Genomic DNA, 16,441 nt, shown 5'->3' on the forward strand with positions numbered 1-16,441 from the left:
TCAGGACTGCGGCTTGATGACGTTGGCGTTCTGGTACTTCGTCGAGACGCGGTCAGCGCCGAGCTCGGTTCCCCAGGTGCTCTTGTCGGTCGCGACGAGGTACTTGGGGTCGCACTTGAATTCGCCCGCGGTGGACGGGAACGCCTGCGAGTAGGTACTGCCCTTCAGCGAGGTCATGAGTCCGCAGGTGGCCGGCATGTTCTTGCCGGGATCGGTGGCGGCATGCAATCCGCCGCCGTCCCACTCGTGAATGTTCGAGAGTTCGTCGACCATGCACTGACGCGTCAGATCGCTGCCGCACTCGTCCGCGGCGGCCGCCCACAGCAGGAACGACGACGCCGCCTGCATACCGAGAAGCGCAGTCTTGCCACCCTGCTCGGAAACCAGATCCACGTACTTCTTCACTGCGGGCACCTTGTCCGCGTTCTCGAGCATCTGGAAGGTCATGCCCGCGTTGAGGTTGTCGAGCAGTCCGGTGTCCTTGTTCCAATCGGAGACGGTCGCGCCGTACCAGGTGGCTTCACCGAAGAAGATGGGATCGATCCCGACCTGGTCGAGGGCCTTCACGAAGTTCAGCTCCGACGGGCTTGCCGATCGTGACGTCCAGATACCCTTCGCACCGCACTCCTTGTACTTCTCGGCAAACGGCACGTAGCTCGATTCGCCCTCGTAGTTGAGTGTGACGCCGCAATCCTTGAGCTTGAAGCCCGCAGCCTCGGCGATCGAACGAATCTTCGTGGTGGAGCTGATGATCGTGGGCATCGTGCTGTTGACGACGTCGAAGTCGTTCACCAAGTCGGGATGCATCTCGGCCATCTGGAACCACTGCGAACCGTTCGCGTAGTCGACGGGGAACGGAACTCCCTGGAACGTCATGGGTCCGTTCGCGGCGTCCGGCGAGACGGTGAAGCCTGGCACTGACACCAGGTTGCACGCGACACGCGTCTGCTCGGCGGTCTGATCCATCGCGAAGCCGTAGCCGACCATCATGAACTGACTCGCGCACGCTTCCTGCATGACCGAGTTGGCCTGCGTCATCGCGGCGTCGTAGTCGGTACCGACAACCTTGCGGCCGTTGATACCGCCTTGATCGTTGCACCACGAGATGAGCGCGTTCACCGCATCGCTCATTTCCTTGTTCAGCCCGGGAGACTTCACGTACCCGCGGTCGTCACCGAACCCGATCTTGATCTCGGTGTCGCTGACGCCTTGATCGGTTGCGCCGGTGGCATCGCCTTCGCCACACGGCGAATCGAGGGTGCCGAACTTCGCGTCGGATGTGCTCGACGCAAGATCGGCGCTGACGCCTGATCCGCCGACAGCGACGGCGTAGGGATCGTCACCACGATTCGATGCGCAGGCTGATGCCAGAACGGCGGTCGCTGCGAGTGCCACGATCAGCTTCGTGGACTTGTTGGGCTTCACGGTCGGAGCTCTCCTTCTCACTGACAGACACCGAGATACAGAGGTGAAACCCCTGTTCCGGTGCGCTCGGTGCCCGTAGGTAATCAGCGTTTAAAACGGTCCGAATGTGCCTTCCCGGTGAGTGAGACCAAAAAGTGAGGTCCCACACAGGGTTCGGATTTCGTGGCGCTGAACACATCGCGAACGGCAGCGCCGCAGCCCACGCGCGGGGACGTACTCCACGGAGGCCCTGTTCGCATCCCGTTCGCTGTACTTTTACGCGTTCGATACGCACAATTCACGTTGTGACCGCAGAGCTCGTAATCCTCCTGGTGGTAGTTGTCACCGCCCTCGCGTTCGATTTCACGAATGGTTTTCACGACACGGGTAACGCAATGGCCACCTCCATCGCGACCGGTGCACTCAAGCCCAAAGTTGCGGTCACACTTTCCGCGATCCTGAACCTGGTCGGTGCGTTCCTGTCCGTCGAGGTTGCCGCGACGGTAGCCAAAGGTGTCGTCAACCTGGGCGCCGTCAGTGGGCAGGATCTGCTGCTGATCGTGTTCGCCGGTCTTGTCGGCGGAATCATCTGGAACCTGGCGACCTGGCTGCTCGGATTGCCGTCGAGCTCCTCGCACGCGCTGTTCGGCGGATTGATCGGCGCCGCGATCGCCTCCATCGGTATGGGCGGAGTCGAGTGGGGCGGAGTGCTGACCAAGGTCGTCGTCCCCGCAATCCTCGCGCCGGTCGTCGCTGCTCTGGTCGCGGGCGTCGGCACCAAGCTCGTGTACCGCATCACCGCATCCGTCAAGGAAGACGAGCGCGAGCGCGGTTTCCGTTTCGGCCAGATCGGCACCGCCTCCCTGATCTCACTTGCACACGGCACCAATGACGCCCAGAAGACGATGGGCGTCATCTTTTTGGCCCTGGTCGCTCACGGCACCATCACCGCCGAGACCGAGATGCCGTTCTGGGTGAAGTTCACCTGTGCCGTCGCGATCGCCCTCGGCACCTACCTCGGCGGTTGGCGCATCATCCGCACCCTGGGCAAGGGTCTTGTCGAGATTGCCGCGCCGCAGGGTCTGGCAGCCGAAGCGTCGTCCGCCGCCATCATCCTCACGTCGAGCCACCTCGGACTCCCCCTCTCGACCACCCACGTCGCCACCGGCTCGATCCTCGGTACGGGTATCGGTCGCAAGGGCGCCGAGGTCCGTTGGGGTGTCGCCGGCCGAATGGCCGCAGCCTGGCTGATCACATTGCCGTCGGCTGCCGTCGTCGGAGCTATCTGCTGGGCTCTTGCGCATCTGGTCGGCGGACTCGCCGGCGTGCTCGTCGTCTTCGCCGCGCTCATCGCCTTCGCGATCTTCATGTACATACGCTCGCGTAAGGAACCCGTGGACGCGGCGAACGTCACCGCCGAATGGGACGAGAATTCAGATGCGGCAATTGCCGAGATCCCGGCAGCCGAACCCACGCCGTCCACCGAAGCCACCCGCAACTCCTGAAAGGGGCGCAAGAGAATGCATCTACTCACCGATACCCTCGATTCGCTCTGGCAGGTAGTGGCAGTAGGACTGCTCTTCGGAGCGGGACTGCCGGCGATCTTCGCATTCGGCCTCAAGTCGCTGAGCCTGCCGAATCCCGACGGCACCGAAGGACCGACCACCCTGGGTAAAATGGGTGCGTACCTCTGTTTTGCGATCGTGCTCGTCACGATCTTCGCCGGAATTCTGTTGTTGATGAAGAACTTCTTGGCCAGCACGTTCGGAATCCACGTCTTCTGAGTGGTCGTCGCTGCACACCACTGAAACCACCGAAACGAAAATGAGGCCGAGGATTTGAGCAAGTATTCATTGCGCAGCGTGCTCGACTGGCTACGCGCCGGGTACCCCGAGGGCATCCCGGACAAGGATCATTTCGCCCTGCTCGCGGTTCTCCGTCGACGTCTGACCGACGAGGAGATCGAGCAGGTCGTTTCGATGTCCATCGAGTCCGCGCACGAGGTACCGGACCGCCACGTCGACTACGACACGATTCGCGCCATCATCGAGGGGATCCTCAACGAGGAGCCGTCCGAGGACGACGTCGATCGTGTCACCGAAAGACTGCGCGCAGGTGGGTGGCCGGTTATCGAGGACGTGGACGCCGACAACGAAGTTCGAGATGTGAGCTGACGTCATGGCTCTTCCGCCCTTCCTCACGTCGATAGTCGGCTGGTTGCGGGCCGGCTATCCCAATGGCGTCCCCGAACAGGACTACATCCCGCTCTTCGCACTCCTCACTCGCAGACTTTCCGAAGCCGAGGTCGACGCCGTCGCCGACGCGTTGATCGAGGACGGCGATCTGCCCATCGAGAAGACCGACATCCAGGTCCTCATCACGAAGATCACCAACGAGATGCCTCTCGAAACCGACGTCGACCGCGTGCGAAACCATCTGGCTGACGGTGGTTGGCCCCTTGCCGGGCCGGACATCCGGTGAACGTTCTTCGCACACTCGCGGTTCCGCAGGGCGAGGCGGCTTTCGAGGTATTGCCTGCCGTCGCGCAGATCCTGGGCGGCGAGCACGACGCCGTGCTCCCCGTCCCGGCTGCCGACGCACGCGAGACGGCCCGACTGAGCGACGCTCTGCACCCCGATCAGCCCATCGACGACGGCATCTCGCTGGTGGTCGCCACGTCGGGAACCACGGGAACGCCGAAGGGCGCGATGCTCGGTGCTGATGCCCTGCGTGCCAGCGGCGACGCGACCCACGAACGCCTCGGCGGCACAGGATCCTGGTTGCTCGTTCTCCCTCCGCACCACATCGCCGGGATGCAAGTTCTGTTGCGCAGTGTCCTCGCCGGAACACAACCGGTGATCGTCGACGTCAGTGCGGGTTTCGACCCGGCAGCGCTTCCGGGCGCCGTCGCCGCGATGAGCGGACCGCGCCGCTACACCTCCTTGGTGCCGACGCAGTTGGTCAAGGCGCTCGGTGATCGCGCCGCGGTCGAGGCGCTGGCGTCACTCGACGCGGTTCTGCTCGGCGGCGCTGCGACTCCCGCGCCGGTACTCGCGCAGGCAACCGAAGCGGGCATCACCGTCGTCCGTACCTACGGGATGAGTGAAACCTCCGGCGGTTGCGTCTACGACGGAATCCCGTTGTCCGGAGCGCAGATTCGTATCGACGACGGGCGAGTGCTGCTGGGCGGGCCGATGCTCGCGTCCGGGTACCGCGGGCTTCCCGACCACCCCGCTTTCGCCGAACCCGGATGGTTCCGGACCGACGACGCCGGAGCTGTGGTCGACGGAGTCCTGCGCATCAGCGGCCGGTTGGACGAGGCAATCTCCACCGGCGGGCTGACCGTCGTACCGCAGGTGGTCGAGGCCGCGCTGGCCGATCACCCCGCCGTTCGCGAGTGCGCGGTGATCGGCGTCGAGGACCAGCGGCTGGGGCAGCGGGTGGTGGCCGTGGTCGTACCCGAGGGCAAAGCTCCGACGCTCGACGAACTACGCACACATGCTCAGCGGACACTCGACGTGACCGCGGCGCCGCGCGAGCTGTTCGTCGTGGACGCACTGCCGCTCCGGGGGCCGGGCAAGCTCGACCGCGCCGCCCTGGTGGCTCGGTTCAGCTAGCAGCCGCAGCCCGATTGTTCAGCCGCAGGCCTGATCAGCGCCGCGGCTGCACAATCAGCGCGCGGCTCCGCGGAGGCAAGTCCGCTCGAACCTTTCGCGGACACGTTCGAAGTCGCGAAGATCCGCCCATACCCACCGGAACACCTCGAACCCCGCGTCCCGGATCGCGTCCTCCCGCAGTTTCTCGCGCTCTACCGCCCTCCCCGGATTGTCGCCGCGATACTTGACCATCCCGTCGAACTCGCCCACCACACCGTGCTCTTTCCAGAAGAAATCGACTCTCCCGATGAACCGGCCACCGTGACGGATCTCGTGCTGCAGGGTCGGCATCGGCCAACCGTCGTCGCGCATGCGTACCCGGCTGATGGACTCCCCCGGACTCTCGGCACCTGGTTCGATGAACGTCGCCGCCACTCGAGCGCGACTCATTCCCAGCCGTCCGCGCGCATGATCGAGCGAAGCGTCGACGTTCTCACGCCTCATCCCACGTCGCAGGGCGCAATCACCGATCACCACGGCGGTCTCGAACGGCGTCGTCCGTGCGAGGTCGACGAACGTTCGCGCAAGCGACGTGGTTGCGACGCCGTCGATCAGCACGACCTCCTCGGCCGGGACCACTGCCGGATGAAGATGCAAGGTTTGACTCTTCCGCCCACCCGAGCACCGGTTACGCGTCATGTGCACGGTGCCCAATCGCAATCCGCCGCAATCCAATCCGTGCATGACCGCTGCCGAAGCGTGGCTCACGATTGCGCCTGGTCCACAGCTTTCGGTGGCTACCATGACAGCGCAGCGGTGGCGTGCTCTCGCATCGAGTTCGCGGAAGTGATCGGCGCGCATGTAGATCCCCGCTGCGATTCGGTGCAGCTCGCCGCGCCTGACCGCTCGCTGCAACTGCGCGTCGCTGGTGCCGTCGCGGTGAGCCTGTGCCCGCGTGAGAATCTCCATGCAGCGAGCGTGATGCCGCCGCGCCCGCACACCGACAAGCAAGATCCGTCTGGGGATTGTTTGCCGGTTGTGGAGCACCGACCTCGCGCGCTGTGCAAGTAACCGCAAGTTCCACGCAAGGTCCATGCAAGATCGATCTGCCAAGCTTCATCCCATGAACCACACAGCTTCGCCTCTTGCCATCGAGGCCGACGGACTCGTCAAGAAGTTCGGCGAGCACCGCGCGGTCGACGGCGTCAGCCTCACCGTCCCCACCGGCTCGGTGTTCGGCGTCCTCGGGCCGAACGGCGCCGGCAAGACCACCACTGTCCGCATGCTCGCCACCCTCCTTCGCCCCGACGGCGGTGAGGCGCGCATCTTCGGTCACGACGTCAGCCGTGAACCCACCGCGGTCCGCTCCCTGATCGGCGTCACCGGGCAGTACGCCTCCGTCGACGAGGACCTGACCGCGACCGAGAACCTCGTGATCTTCTCCCGGTTGCTCGGCCTGAGCCGCCGCGATGCGCGCACCAAGTCCCTCGAACTCCTCGAGGAGTTCGACCTGGTCGAGGCCGCAACCAAGCCGCTGAAGAACTTCTCCGGCGGTATGCGTCGGCGCCTGGATCTGGCGGCCAGTCTGATCGCTCGCCCGCCGCTCCTGTTCCTCGACGAGCCCACCACCGGCCTCGATCCGCGCACCCGCGCCCAGATGTGGGTGACCATCCGGCGACTCGTCGCCGAGGGCTCGACGGTGTTGCTCACCACGCAGTACCTCGACGAGGCCGATCAGTTGGCCGATCGCATCGCAGTGATCGACCGAGGTCGCGTGATCGCGAACGGCACCGCCGACGAACTCAAGGCTTCGGTCGGGATCTCCTCCCTCCAGCTCAAGTTGGTCGACCGTGACCGAACCGAGGAAGCTCGCTCGCTCATCGCGGCTGCGCTGAGCGTCGAGGTGGGTGTCACCCCCGAAGTCGGGCGGATCACCGCACCACTGAGCGACCCGTCGATCACCGCAGACCTGTTGATCCGCCTGCGTGAGCAAGGAATTGCCGTCGACGAGATCAACGTACAGAAACCCAGCCTGGACGAAGTGTTCCTGACCATTACCGGGCACCAGCCCGAAGACGGTGGACGCAACGACGCCCAGTCCGACAACGACTCCGATCGGAGCGTCGCATGACAACCACCCTCACAAAACCCCGGTCGCCGATAGCCCAGCCGGATGCCGCACCCCGCCGAATCAGCCTGCAGCAGAGCTTCGCGAACACGTTCACGATGGCGTACCGCGGAATTCTCAAGATCAAGCACAACCCCGAGCAACTGTTCGACGTCGTCATCCAGCCGATCATCTTCACGTTGATGTTCACGTACATCTTCGGCGGCGCGATCGCCGGTGACGTGACGGCATATCTGCCGACGATCATCCCCGGCATCCTCGTCCAGACCGTCATCACCGGTTCCATCGTCACGGGCACTCAGCTTCGTGAGGACATGGACAAGGGCGTGTTCGACCGCTTCAAATCCCTTCCCATCGCTCGTATCGCCCCGCTGTCCGGCGCATTGCTCGCCGACGTCGTGCGCTACGGCATCGCAACGACCATCACGTTCATCGTCGGTTTCGCGATGGGATACCGCCCCGCAGGCGGCGTGGTCGGCATTCTGTCTGCCGCGATCCTGGTCATGGTGTGCGCGTTCTCCATCAGCTGGATCTTCGCTCTCATGGGCGTGCTGATGAACAAAGCGTCCACGGTACAGGGTGTTTCGATGCTCGTGCTGTTCCCGCTGACGTTCCTGTCGAATGCGTTCGTCGATCCTGCCACCATGCCGAGTTGGCTTCAGAAGTTCGTGAACGTCAATCCGGTCTCACACTTGGTGACCGCGGTTCGCGAGCTGGCCAACGACGGTCACTTCGGTATCCACGTCGTGTGGTCGTTGGTCGGCGCCGCGGTGATCGTTGCCGTCATGGCGCCCCTGACCGTCCGGATGTACATGCGCAAGACATAAGTCCCGCAACATCGTCCAGCTCTAATCCAGCACCGGTCCGCGAAGCGCAGCCAACACTGCTTCGCGGACCGCTCTGCGTGAGTAGCCCGACACCTTCTCGGTTTCCACAGACCACCTGTCGGCTCCGACTACACCAACCGCGAAGTCGGAGAGGCGCGCATGGTGGAGCGAGACGAAGTCCTGTCTCCCTGGCATTTTCAACGACAGAGCCATCAGTTCGACCCCTCGATCGATGTTGCCCGTGACAAGATCGAACGACCCGATCGCCGACGCCAAGGAACCCGCGAGCGGCAGGTCCGCATAACCGTTGGGATCGAACTTGAGAGCACTCGAATCCTTCATCTGCAGAACACGACTTGCCACGAGTTCATGTCGGCCGTGAACGACGTGAGCACACACGGCCGCAGCACCGAGCAGAACGACGAAGGGATCACCGAAGATGTTCTCGATCGCAGAGCCCAACAACTCCAGTGCTTCTCGATACCTGGCCAACCCTTCGTCGATTCGGCCATCGGCGAGATCCGCCTCGGCGATGCTCGCTATGAGCGCCGCGCGCCGTTGATCGGTTTCGATGGCACCGGTCCCACCCGAGTGCGCCAAGGCCGGGCGTGCCCGATCGAGAAGTGTTCGCCCGCCGGCGGTGTCACCGGATGCGATCATTGCTCCGGCTTGAAAGCAGATGAGCTGCATCGCCTCGTCACGTGCACCGAGGCGTTCCATCGACGCCGCCGCAATCGCGTAGAACTCGATGGCCTCGCCATATCGCGCGGATTGGCTGTGGACCGACCCGACATGCTGGGCCGCCATCGCAAGGCCCCACTCGTCACCGGCATTGGTCGCGTAGTCGAACAACGCTTCCCCGTCCAGCAATGCGCCCCGCAGATCCCCGATGTTCTCGCGCATATTCGAACGCGCGGACAGCGCAGCCATTCGGGTCTCGGGGTCGGAACTGCGAACGCCTTCCGCAACCAAACGCGCAAGTCTGTGGTTGGCGATCCCACTCGTGGTCAGCTTGATCAGAAATGCGAACAACGGACCGAGATCATCGCGATCACGCAACAGCTTTCGAAGACGAACCCGCGCGCGGGCATGGTTTCGATCGGTCTCCGCGAAAAACAGATGCATCGCCACCAGAATGAACGTCGCGCCCACCAATTCTGCATTTACATCGCGTAGATCGTTGTCCGCGGTCGCCCCGACGATCTTCGACGCCCAGTTCGAGACTTCCGAATTCGATCCTCGTACGGCCCACAGAATCGCGAGGACAGGAAAGACGTTGGCTACGGTCACCGCGTCGCCGCGCTCGACAGCCCAGCGAAGAACAGCCAGAAGGTTGTCGTGCTCGGCGTCGAGGTCGGCAATCAGGCGCAACTGATCCGTGCGTGCACGCACGACGGCGTCCTCTGCGATCGCGATTGCCCAGACATCCAGGCGCCGGATCACTTCCGGCCCCTCTCCGGACGCGGCGAGCTGCTCCTCGCCGTATTCGCGGACCGTCTCGAGCATGTAGTACCGAAGCTCACCCTGCCCGTCGCTGACGGAAAGAAGTGACTGATTGACCAGCGCTTCGACAGCGCCGGCCACATCGTTCAACTGTCCCCACCCGGCAACGGCCTGCGCCGAGGAAAGAGTGAAACCTGCCGGGAATCGGCACAACCGACGCAGCGCAATCTGATCCCCGCTGCCCAACAGATTCCAGCTCCAGTCGATCACCGCGTGCAGAGTTCGATGCCGATCTGGAGACGTCGGATCATCGGAGCGCAACAATGCGAACCGATCTCGCAGTCTCGAACCGATTTCGTCGACGCTCATCGTCCGGACCCGGGCAGCCGCGAGTTCGATCGCCAACGGGAGTCCGTCGAGCGTCGTACACAGCTTGACGACCGCGTCGACGTCCAGATGAACGGACGGCCGCACCGCACGGGCTCTCGCCGAGAAGAGTTCGACTGCCGAGCCGGTTCCGTCGTCGATCGCCAACGGCGGCAACGGGTACACCACCTCGGCACTGATCATGAGCGGCGAACGACTGGTGGTCAGTACCGTCAGCTGACGACCGGCCGCGATCATCTCGGCCACGATCTCCGAGCACGCGCCGATCACGTGCTCACAATTGTCGAGGATGAGCAACATCGGGCCGGCGGACAGCGCCTCTTTGAGTCGCTCTCGCGCCGAATGCGTCCGGCCGACGGTCAATTTGCCTGGCGCCAGATCGGATTCGCTGATTCCGAGGGTGCCGCCGATGGCCGCGATGACATCTTCGCTGCTGCGCAACGACGCCAACTCCACGAGTACCACCGCGACGCCAGGCTGGTTCACGGATCCGCGTAGGCCCAATTCGTGTGCGAGACGGGTTTTTCCGGCGCCACCGGGTCCGAGAATGGTGACCACACGTGAGCGAGCCAGCAAGGATTCGATCTGGTCGATGTCGCTGTCGCGACCGAGCAAGGTGTTGGGGGCGGCGCGTAGACCGATCGCCCGCGCAGCTCGCGGTGTTGCCGCAGGTGCCCCGAGAAGTTCCGTGTTCAGAGTCACCAGTGCGGGTGACGGATCAGCGCCCAGGCGATTGGCGAGGTGGTTGCGGAACTCCGCGAACACGTCGAGTGCCTCGTTGACTCGGCCGGCTCCGGCGAGCGCACGCATCAACGCTTCGGCCGCTGTGTCGTCGAACGGGCTCGACAGATGGCGTCCGCGCACCAGCGGAATGGCGGCCGCGTACTCCCCCAACGTGAGCAACGCGTCGATCTGCGCGGACTCCAGTTCGTCGTACACGCGGCCCGCGTCGAGCGCCAGACGATCTGCGACGTCGCCGACCACGTCGCTCCCGGGGGTACCGCGCCACAGGCGCAGCGCCGCGGTCGTGACGGCGAGTGCCTCGGACGCGTCAGCGCCGCCGGCGCGCAGACGACGGACGGCGTCCGCTGCCCGGGCCAGGTCGACACGCTCCCGAGCGAGAGTGAGCCGGTATCCGGCCGCCGTGACTTCGAGCGCCCCGTCCGGAAGTGCAGATCGCAGGCGCGAGACCTGAGTGTGGAGGGCGTTCATCGGTGAGCGCGGCGGCTCCAGCCCCCAGACGTCGTCGATCAGGCTCTGCGCGGTACGTGGCTCACCCGGATTGCGAGCCAGCGCAACCAGCAGAGTTCGAGCTCGCGGACCCGGCAACGGAACCAGACGATCGCCCACTTTGGTCGAAATGGGTCCGAGCAAGGCAATGTCTGCCGGGTCTTCGCCCGACTGCGCGTACCTGGCGCGCTCACTCACGTCTCGAGTCATGTGCTGATCCACCGCGTTCGATCGTATTGCACAGTGCAAAGATCGTTGTATGGCAACAGCTGCTCAATGGATCGAAGGCGCGAGGCCGCGCACACTCCCGAACGCGATTGCGCCCGTGCTGGTCGGCACCGGAGCCGCGGCGTCCCTGGACCTCGCAGTGTGGTGGAAGGCGCTCCTGGCACTGATCGTCTCCTTGGCCTTGATCGTCGGGGTGAATTTCGCGAACGACTACTCCGACGGAATCCGCGGAACGGACGACGACCGCGTCGGGCCACTGCGCTTGGTCGGATCGAAGTTGGTCAGTCCCGGAGCTGTGAAGGCCGCAGCGATCAGCTGCTTCACCGTTGCCGCGGTAGCCGGGTTCGTTCTGGCGGCGACCACAGCCTGGTGGCTGGTTGCGGTCGGCGTGTTCTGCATCATCGGTGCCTGGTTCTACACCGGCGGCAAGAAGCCGTACGGATACAGCGGGTTCGGCGAGATCGCCGTGTTCATCTTCTTCGGGCTGATCGCAGTGCTGGGAACTCAATTCGTACAGGCCGAACGGGTGGATCTGGCCGGGCTGGCCGGCGCGATCGCCATCGGTTCATTCTCGAGCGCGGTGCTCGTTGCCAACAATCTTCGAGACATCCCGACCGACACCGAGTCCGGAAAGATCACTCTCGCAGTCCGGCTCGGCGACGCGAAGACCCGCACGCTGCACGTGATCCTGCTGGCCGTCCCGTTCGTCGCGACCTTGCTGCTGATCCTGCGTACTCCGTGGGCCCTGCTCGGATTGCTGGCGTTGCCACTGGCAATCCGAGCCAACGCCCCGCTGCGTTCAGGGGGTCAGGGAATGGCTCTGATCCCCGCGTTGCGCGACACCGGACTCGCCATGCTCGTCTGGGGTGCCGCGACCGCAGTTGCGCTCAGTCTCGCCTGAACGTCGACGTACTCAACGGTTGTCGGGGACGAACGCGCTGAGCAGAAAGTTCACGATCGAGATGATCAGCGCGCCCCAGACTGCCGTCCAGAAGCCGTCGACCGTCAAGCCGTAGGACGTACCGGACGAGATCCACGCCGTCAGCATCAGCATCAGGGCGTTGATCACCAGCGTGAACAGTCCGAGGGTCAGGATGAGCAGCGGTAGTGAGAGAAGCTGCACTACCGGCTTGATGAAGGCGTTGACCACCGTGAAGATCAAAGCGATCACCGCGATCACGAGAACCGTGCCCCAGGTGCCGTTGTCGTGGTTGGCGATCGTGATGCCGGTGACCCACGCCGACGCCAGCCAGATGGCTATGCCGTTGATGATGAGACGTGCCAGAAATGTCATGTCTGAATGCTGGCACATCCCGCCCCGTGCATGCGGAGCCGTGCCGAATCTAGGCGGCGCGATTCATCTTCGCTTCCAAGCGCTCACGGATCACCGACATCGTGACCTGCGTTTCGAGGGCCTGACGGGTAGGCCCGTCGGCGACACGCAGGATGCCGAGCAGGATGTGTTCGGCACCGATTCGATTGTCCTTGTGCGCGAGCGCTTCACGAAGCGAGAGTTCCAACACCTTCTTGGAGTCCTTCTCGAATCGTGAACGAGGAAACCCGAATCGGCCTTTCCGCGAAGTATCGACACCGTCCGGCACGGACGTCTCGTCCAGCACACCTTCACCGAACGACTGCTCGAGGCTTTCCCGAACCGCATCGAGATCGATGCCGATCGACTTGAGTATCTCGGCGTCGTCGTCGAGATTGTTCGAGCTACCTTCGTTCGATCCGGCGCCGGCGTGGTGGATCACGTCGAGGGAGACACCGGACTCGGTGAGCACCTCGGTGGCGATGCCCCGATCAGAGGTGAGCAGCGCGGTCAGAAGTTCCATCGGCGTGACCGGACCGGATCCGGCGACAGCATCGACAACGACGCCACGAGCCTGTGCGGAGAACCTTTCGAACATGGCAATTACCTGCCCTTCTCGCGCAGTGAACGCAGCATCGATTCCGACTGCGCGGACGCATATTTCTTGTGGACGGCTTGACGGCTGACCTCGAGAGCTTCCGCGATCGCCTGCCAGGACCATCCGTGACGGCGCGCGTTGGCGACCTGAATGGCCTCGAGTTTTTCGAGTAGACGACGCAGCGCTCGAACAGCACGCAATCCCTCGGTGGGATCCGGGCTACCGGCGGCAGCAGCGAGAGAGGTTGCTTCGGTCATGATGTCAATTTAGGTTGACTACCGGAATCTGTCAGCCAAAATTGACAGGCACGCCTAGTATCCGGCGACGGCTCCGTTCACTGCCACCTGCAAGTCAGCCTGCACAGTTCGGGCGATATCCATCGGTTTGTCCGGAAGTTCGGTCACCGGCATTCCGACAAAGACACTCGCAGCCTTGACGTCGCCGGCCACCGGACCGTAATTGATGCCGATCGACACCAGGGCCGGTGAGCATCCCAACTTCTCGGCGCGCGCGACGATGTGGCCGATTCCGCTGTTGACGTGCTGCAGCCGCGTCGGATCTTCGGTGTTGCACGTCCCTTCCGGGAAAATCGCCAGACAGTCCCCGTTGCCCAGCCGCTCGGCCGCGACGTCCATCATCACTCGGCCGGCATCCGAAACTGCACGGAGGCCGTAGTTCTTGCTGCGAAAAACCGGGATGCTGCCCATCATGTCGACCTTCTTGCGCTGTGAAGGATCAACGAAGAGTTCGTCTTTGGCGAGGACCCGTGTCCGTCCGATCACTCGACGCAACGGAGTACGCCACGCGGTCGCGGCGAGCGTGAACTGGTCGCTCTCGGTCAGATGATTGACTGCCACGACCAACTGCGTCTTACGTTCCAGCAGAGTCTTCAGCGCGGCTTCCGCACCCGGCGCGTACCTCACTCGCGGGCGGTACTTCAGCGCCAACGCGGCATAAGCGAGCTTCGCCACAAATCGGTTCTGCTGATGACTGCGGTAGTACTCGTACACAGCCTCGTAATTGTCGAGTGAAACTTCAGGATTGCCCATGATCCGCCCTCGCTGGAGAAGTGCCCCTTGACCAAACGATACACAACCTACGGTTGCGTAGGTTTGGGTTACAGAAGGCGTAGCGCTGGGAGAAACTCCGCTCTCGAGGTAAAACGGTTTCTGTGATCCGCTCGGCCATATCCACCGACCTACCCGCACTGCAACAGATCGAGATCGCCGCGGGCGAACCGTTCCGAGACATCGGTATGGACGCCATCGCAGACGATCCACCGCCGACGCTCGACGAGTTGAACGATTTTCTCGCAGCCGAGCACATCTGGGTTCAGACCGACGCAAACGACGTACCCGTTGCGTATGCGCTCGTCGAGATCGTGGACGGCGGTGCACATATCGAACAGGTTTCCGTTCACCCCGATCATGCCCGCAAAGGCCTCGGAGCTCAGCTGATCGACGCCGTCACCGAATGGGCGGCGGACCATCACCACGATCTCGTGACTCTGACGACGTTTGTCGACGTTCCGTGGAACGCGCCGTACTACGAGCGACTCGGGTTCGTGCGTCTGGCCGAGAACACGCTCTCTCCCGGCCTGATACGCATCAGAACGGACGAGCAGTCGTCCGGGCTGGACGCCTGGCCGCGGGTGACGATGAGCCGCCCGTCACACGGTCCGGCGCCGGCGATTCAGGAACTGGCCGTCCACGCACCCGAACGTACGAACTCGTCCAGCACTGCCGTCGGACCGAGCAGGTCGATCCCTTCCGACGCCACCCATTCGTCGTTGTAGTACGTCCCCGAGTAACGCTCTCCGCCGTCACACAGCAGCGTGACGACGCTGCCGCTGCGCCCGGCTGCCATCATCTCGGCAATCAACGCAAAAGCTCCCCACAGGTTCGTCCCCGTCGAGCCACCTACTTTGCGCCCCAGGGCTGTGCTGGCGTGCCGGGCGGCCGCGATCGAGCCTGCGTCCGGCACCTTGATCATTCGGTCGACCACCTGACCGACAAACGACGGTTCGACGCGCGGACGGCCGATGCCCTCGATCCGGGAACCCCGTGTACCGACGATCGACGGATCGCTCGCTCGCCACGCGTCGAAGAACACGGAGTGCTCCGGATCTACCACGCACAGCCCCGTGTCGAATTTCCGATAGCGAAGAAAGCGGCCGATCGTAGCGCCGGTTCCGCCCGTCCCGGCTCCGACGACCACCCAGTCGGGAATCGGATGTTCCTCGTGCTCGAGCTGAGTGAAGATCGATTCGGCGATGTTGTTGTTTCCACGCCAGTCCGTCGCGCGCTCGGCGTGGGTGAACTGGTCCATGTAGTGACCGTTCAACTCACTCGCGAGCCGATGCGATTCCGAGTAGATCGAGGACGGATCGCTCACGAAATGACAACGTCCACCCTGCGCCTCGATCAGTGCGATCTTGGCGGGACTCGTGCTCGCGGGCATCACCGCGACAAAATCCAGGCCGAGCAACTTCGCGAAATACGCCTCGCTGACAGCCGTCGAACCGGACGACGCTTCGATGACAGTGGTCTCTTCGGTAACCCAGCCGTTGCAGATCGCGTAGAGGAAAAGCGACCGTGCGAGTCGATGCTTGAGACTTCCCGTGATGTGGGTCGACTCGTCCTTCAGATAGAGCTGGACGGTCCAGTTACTCGGCAGCGGATAGCGCAGTAGGTGAGTGTCCGCGCTGCGTTGCGCGTCGGCTTCGATCAGCCGCACCGCGTTGTCGACCCACTGGCGCGAGGTCCGACGGTCGACGTCGAGCGACTCCGTGGTCACCGCCCGTCTCCGCGCAGCTTGGAGCGAAGATCGTCACGATCGGACCGACGCTGGGCGTCGACCGCCGCGATGCCCGCATTGACACGCTTGCGCAGTTTCGCGAAGAGCAGCAGCGACAGCGGCAGCGCGATCAGAACTGCGAACAGTGCCGCGACGATCAGGGGAACGTCGGTGCCGGCGAGCTTTCCGCCACCGATGATGACGGCACCGATCACGACGACAAGCAGCAGCCGAGCGACCGAGTACAGCACCACGTCGCGGGCCAGTTGACCCTTGGTCACCGGCCCGGCAGCCGACTTTGCTTGCCCAGAGTTTGCGGAGGGTTTACTGGCCTTGACCGGCTCAGAAGGAACATTTTCGGGGTTTTCAGACAACTGACTCACCCTCTCAGGTTACCCATTCCGAATACGGGTGGGACTGAGCCCGCTATATCCATTTTATCCTTTACTTAAACATTACTTTATCTTGAAAGATCGACTACCCGGCTATATC

18 protein-coding genes are annotated in these 16,441 nt (G+C 63.5%); 9 read left to right on the plus strand and 9 right to left on the minus strand.

Going from position 1 to position 16,441, the window contains the following annotated elements:
- The gene (locus tag H7C86_RS14140; RefSeq protein ID WP_021343451.1) at window positions 1-1,425 is read right to left on the minus strand and encodes an ABC transporter substrate-binding protein; all 1,425 of its coding nucleotides are present in this window, start codon (window positions 1,423-1,425) and stop codon (window positions 1-3) included.
- Between the two features lie 284 nt (window positions 1,426-1,709).
- On the opposite strand from H7C86_RS14140, the gene H7C86_RS14145 reads away from it, so the two are divergent.
- The 5 genes from H7C86_RS14145 to menE are packed head-to-tail and all read left to right on the plus strand — an operon-like array spanning window position 1,710 to window position 5,021.
- Window positions 1,710-2,909: an inorganic phosphate transporter gene (locus tag H7C86_RS14145; RefSeq protein ID WP_019744333.1), complete on the plus strand. Its 1,200-nt coding sequence runs from the start codon at window positions 1,710-1,712 to the stop codon at window positions 2,907-2,909.
- 15 nt (window positions 2,910-2,924) lie between these two features.
- Entirely contained in the window at window positions 2,925-3,188 is a 264-nt protein-coding gene (locus H7C86_RS14150; protein ID WP_019744334.1) for a membrane protein, read from the plus strand.
- A 54-nt stretch (window positions 3,189-3,242) separates the two neighbouring features.
- Window positions 3,243-3,578, plus strand: coding sequence for a DUF3349 domain-containing protein (locus H7C86_RS14155; RefSeq protein WP_019744335.1), 336 nt, complete (start codon window positions 3,243-3,245; stop codon window positions 3,576-3,578).
- Between the two features lie 4 nt (window positions 3,579-3,582).
- Complete coding sequence (locus H7C86_RS14160; protein WP_021334072.1) at window positions 3,583-3,885, plus strand: DUF3349 domain-containing protein; 303 nt, start codon at window positions 3,583-3,585, stop codon at window positions 3,883-3,885.
- Window positions 3,882-5,021, plus strand: coding sequence for an o-succinylbenzoate--CoA ligase (gene menE / locus H7C86_RS14165; protein ID WP_182261701.1), 1,140 nt, complete (start codon window positions 3,882-3,884; stop codon window positions 5,019-5,021). The genes H7C86_RS14160 and menE overlap by 4 nt, the downstream gene beginning before the upstream one ends.
- A gap of 54 nt (window positions 5,022-5,075) precedes the next feature.
- Here menE and H7C86_RS14170 read toward each other — a convergent pair whose 3' ends face one another.
- The gene (locus H7C86_RS14170; protein WP_220463458.1) at window positions 5,076-5,969 is read right to left on the minus strand and encodes a hypothetical protein; all 894 of its coding nucleotides are present in this window, start codon (window positions 5,967-5,969) and stop codon (window positions 5,076-5,078) included.
- 154 nt (window positions 5,970-6,123) lie between these two features.
- On the opposite strand from H7C86_RS14170, the gene H7C86_RS14175 reads away from it, so the two are divergent.
- Both H7C86_RS14175 and H7C86_RS14180 read left to right on the plus strand, forming a co-directional pair.
- Window positions 6,124-7,131, plus strand: coding sequence for a daunorubicin resistance protein DrrA family ABC transporter ATP-binding protein (locus H7C86_RS14175; RefSeq protein WP_003941960.1), 1,008 nt, complete (start codon window positions 6,124-6,126; stop codon window positions 7,129-7,131).
- A complete protein-coding gene (locus H7C86_RS14180) occupies window positions 7,128-7,955 on the plus strand; it encodes an ABC transporter permease (RefSeq protein ID WP_003941848.1) in 828 nt (275 codons plus the stop codon). Before H7C86_RS14175 ends, H7C86_RS14180 begins: the two co-directional genes overlap by 4 nt.
- A gap of 21 nt (window positions 7,956-7,976) precedes the next feature.
- Here the strand turns inward: H7C86_RS14180 and H7C86_RS14185 are convergent, their stop codons facing one another.
- A complete protein-coding gene (locus H7C86_RS14185) occupies window positions 7,977-11,225 on the minus strand; it encodes a BTAD domain-containing putative transcriptional regulator (protein WP_182261703.1) in 3,249 nt (1,082 codons plus the stop codon).
- A 49-nt stretch (window positions 11,226-11,274) separates the two neighbouring features.
- Here H7C86_RS14185 and H7C86_RS14190 point away from each other — a divergent pair, with 49 nt between their 5' ends.
- Window positions 11,275-12,144, plus strand: coding sequence for a 1,4-dihydroxy-2-naphthoate polyprenyltransferase (locus H7C86_RS14190; protein WP_019744341.1), 870 nt, complete (start codon window positions 11,275-11,277; stop codon window positions 12,142-12,144).
- A gap of 12 nt (window positions 12,145-12,156) precedes the next feature.
- On the opposite strand, the gene H7C86_RS14195 is transcribed toward H7C86_RS14190, so the two are convergent.
- Genes H7C86_RS14195 through H7C86_RS14210 form a run of 4 tightly spaced genes read right to left on the minus strand, consistent with a single transcriptional unit; the run spans window position 12,157 to window position 14,202 of the window.
- Window positions 12,157-12,537, minus strand: coding sequence for a phage holin family protein (locus tag H7C86_RS14195; protein ID WP_003941998.1), 381 nt, complete (start codon window positions 12,535-12,537; stop codon window positions 12,157-12,159).
- 49 nt (window positions 12,538-12,586) lie between these two features.
- On the minus strand, window positions 12,587-13,153 hold the full coding sequence (locus tag H7C86_RS14200; RefSeq protein ID WP_182261704.1) for a Clp protease N-terminal domain-containing protein: 567 nt from the start codon (window positions 13,151-13,153) through the stop codon (window positions 12,587-12,589).
- A 5-nt stretch (window positions 13,154-13,158) separates the two neighbouring features.
- A complete protein-coding gene (locus H7C86_RS14205; RefSeq protein ID WP_003941869.1) occupies window positions 13,159-13,410 on the minus strand; it encodes an HTH domain-containing protein in 252 nt (83 codons plus the stop codon).
- A gap of 54 nt (window positions 13,411-13,464) precedes the next feature.
- A complete protein-coding gene (locus H7C86_RS14210) occupies window positions 13,465-14,202 on the minus strand; it encodes a 1-acyl-sn-glycerol-3-phosphate acyltransferase (protein ID WP_003941959.1) in 738 nt (245 codons plus the stop codon).
- Window positions 14,203-14,324: 122 nt separating this feature from the next.
- On the opposite strand from H7C86_RS14210, the gene H7C86_RS14215 reads away from it, so the two are divergent.
- Window positions 14,325-14,948 (plus strand): GNAT family N-acetyltransferase, encoded by a 624-nt coding sequence (locus H7C86_RS14215; protein ID WP_063314764.1) that lies wholly within the window; start codon window positions 14,325-14,327, stop codon window positions 14,946-14,948.
- Here H7C86_RS14215 and H7C86_RS14220 read toward each other — a convergent pair.
- Window positions 14,846-15,949, minus strand: a complete 1,104-nt coding sequence (locus H7C86_RS14220) for a PLP-dependent cysteine synthase family protein (protein ID WP_019744346.1) — start codon at window positions 15,947-15,949, stop codon at window positions 14,846-14,848. The two genes, H7C86_RS14215 and H7C86_RS14220, sit on opposite strands and share 103 nt — an antisense overlap.
- Window positions 15,946-16,332, minus strand: a complete 387-nt coding sequence (locus H7C86_RS14225) for a DUF4229 domain-containing protein (protein ID WP_019744347.1) — start codon at window positions 16,330-16,332, stop codon at window positions 15,946-15,948. Before H7C86_RS14225 ends, H7C86_RS14220 begins: the two co-directional genes overlap by 4 nt.
- Window positions 16,333-16,441 lie beyond the last annotated feature (109 nt).

Origin of the sequence: Rhodococcus sp. UFZ-B548 (assembly GCF_903819475.1) — a bacterium.
GTDB lineage: Bacteria > Actinomycetota > Actinomycetes > Mycobacteriales > Mycobacteriaceae > Rhodococcus_F > Rhodococcus_F erythropolis.

What these genes read in the sequence shown, in the direction of transcription:
- H7C86_RS14150 (WP_019744334.1), top strand. Translation starts at nt 2,925, where the DNA reads ATGCATCTACTCACCGATACCCTCGATTCGCTCTGGCAGGTAGTGGCA.
- H7C86_RS14160 (WP_021334072.1), top strand. Translation starts at nt 3,583, where the DNA reads ATGGCTCTTCCGCCCTTCCTCACGTCGATAGTCGGCTGGTTGCGGGCC.
- H7C86_RS14170 (WP_220463458.1), bottom strand. Translation starts at nt 5,969, where the DNA reads ATGGAGATTCTCACGCGGGCACAGGCTCACCGCGACGGCACCAGCGAC.
- H7C86_RS14175 (WP_003941960.1), top strand. Translation starts at nt 6,124, where the DNA reads ATGAACCACACAGCTTCGCCTCTTGCCATCGAGGCCGACGGACTCGTC.
- H7C86_RS14180 (WP_003941848.1), top strand. Translation starts at nt 7,128, where the DNA reads ATGACAACCACCCTCACAAAACCCCGGTCGCCGATAGCCCAGCCGGAT.
- H7C86_RS14185 (WP_182261703.1), bottom strand. Translation starts at nt 11,225, where the DNA reads ATGACTCGAGACGTGAGTGAGCGCGCCAGGTACGCGCAGTCGGGCGAA.
- H7C86_RS14190 (WP_019744341.1), top strand. Translation starts at nt 11,275, where the DNA reads ATGGCAACAGCTGCTCAATGGATCGAAGGCGCGAGGCCGCGCACACTC.
- H7C86_RS14195 (WP_003941998.1), bottom strand. Translation starts at nt 12,537, where the DNA reads ATGACATTTCTGGCACGTCTCATCATCAACGGCATAGCCATCTGGCTG.
- H7C86_RS14200 (WP_182261704.1), bottom strand. Translation starts at nt 13,153, where the DNA reads ATGTTCGAAAGGTTCTCCGCACAGGCTCGTGGCGTCGTTGTCGATGCT.
- H7C86_RS14205 (WP_003941869.1), bottom strand. Translation starts at nt 13,410, where the DNA reads ATGACCGAAGCAACCTCTCTCGCTGCTGCCGCCGGTAGCCCGGATCCC.
- H7C86_RS14210 (WP_003941959.1), bottom strand. Translation starts at nt 14,202, where the DNA reads ATGGGCAATCCTGAAGTTTCACTCGACAATTACGAGGCTGTGTACGAG.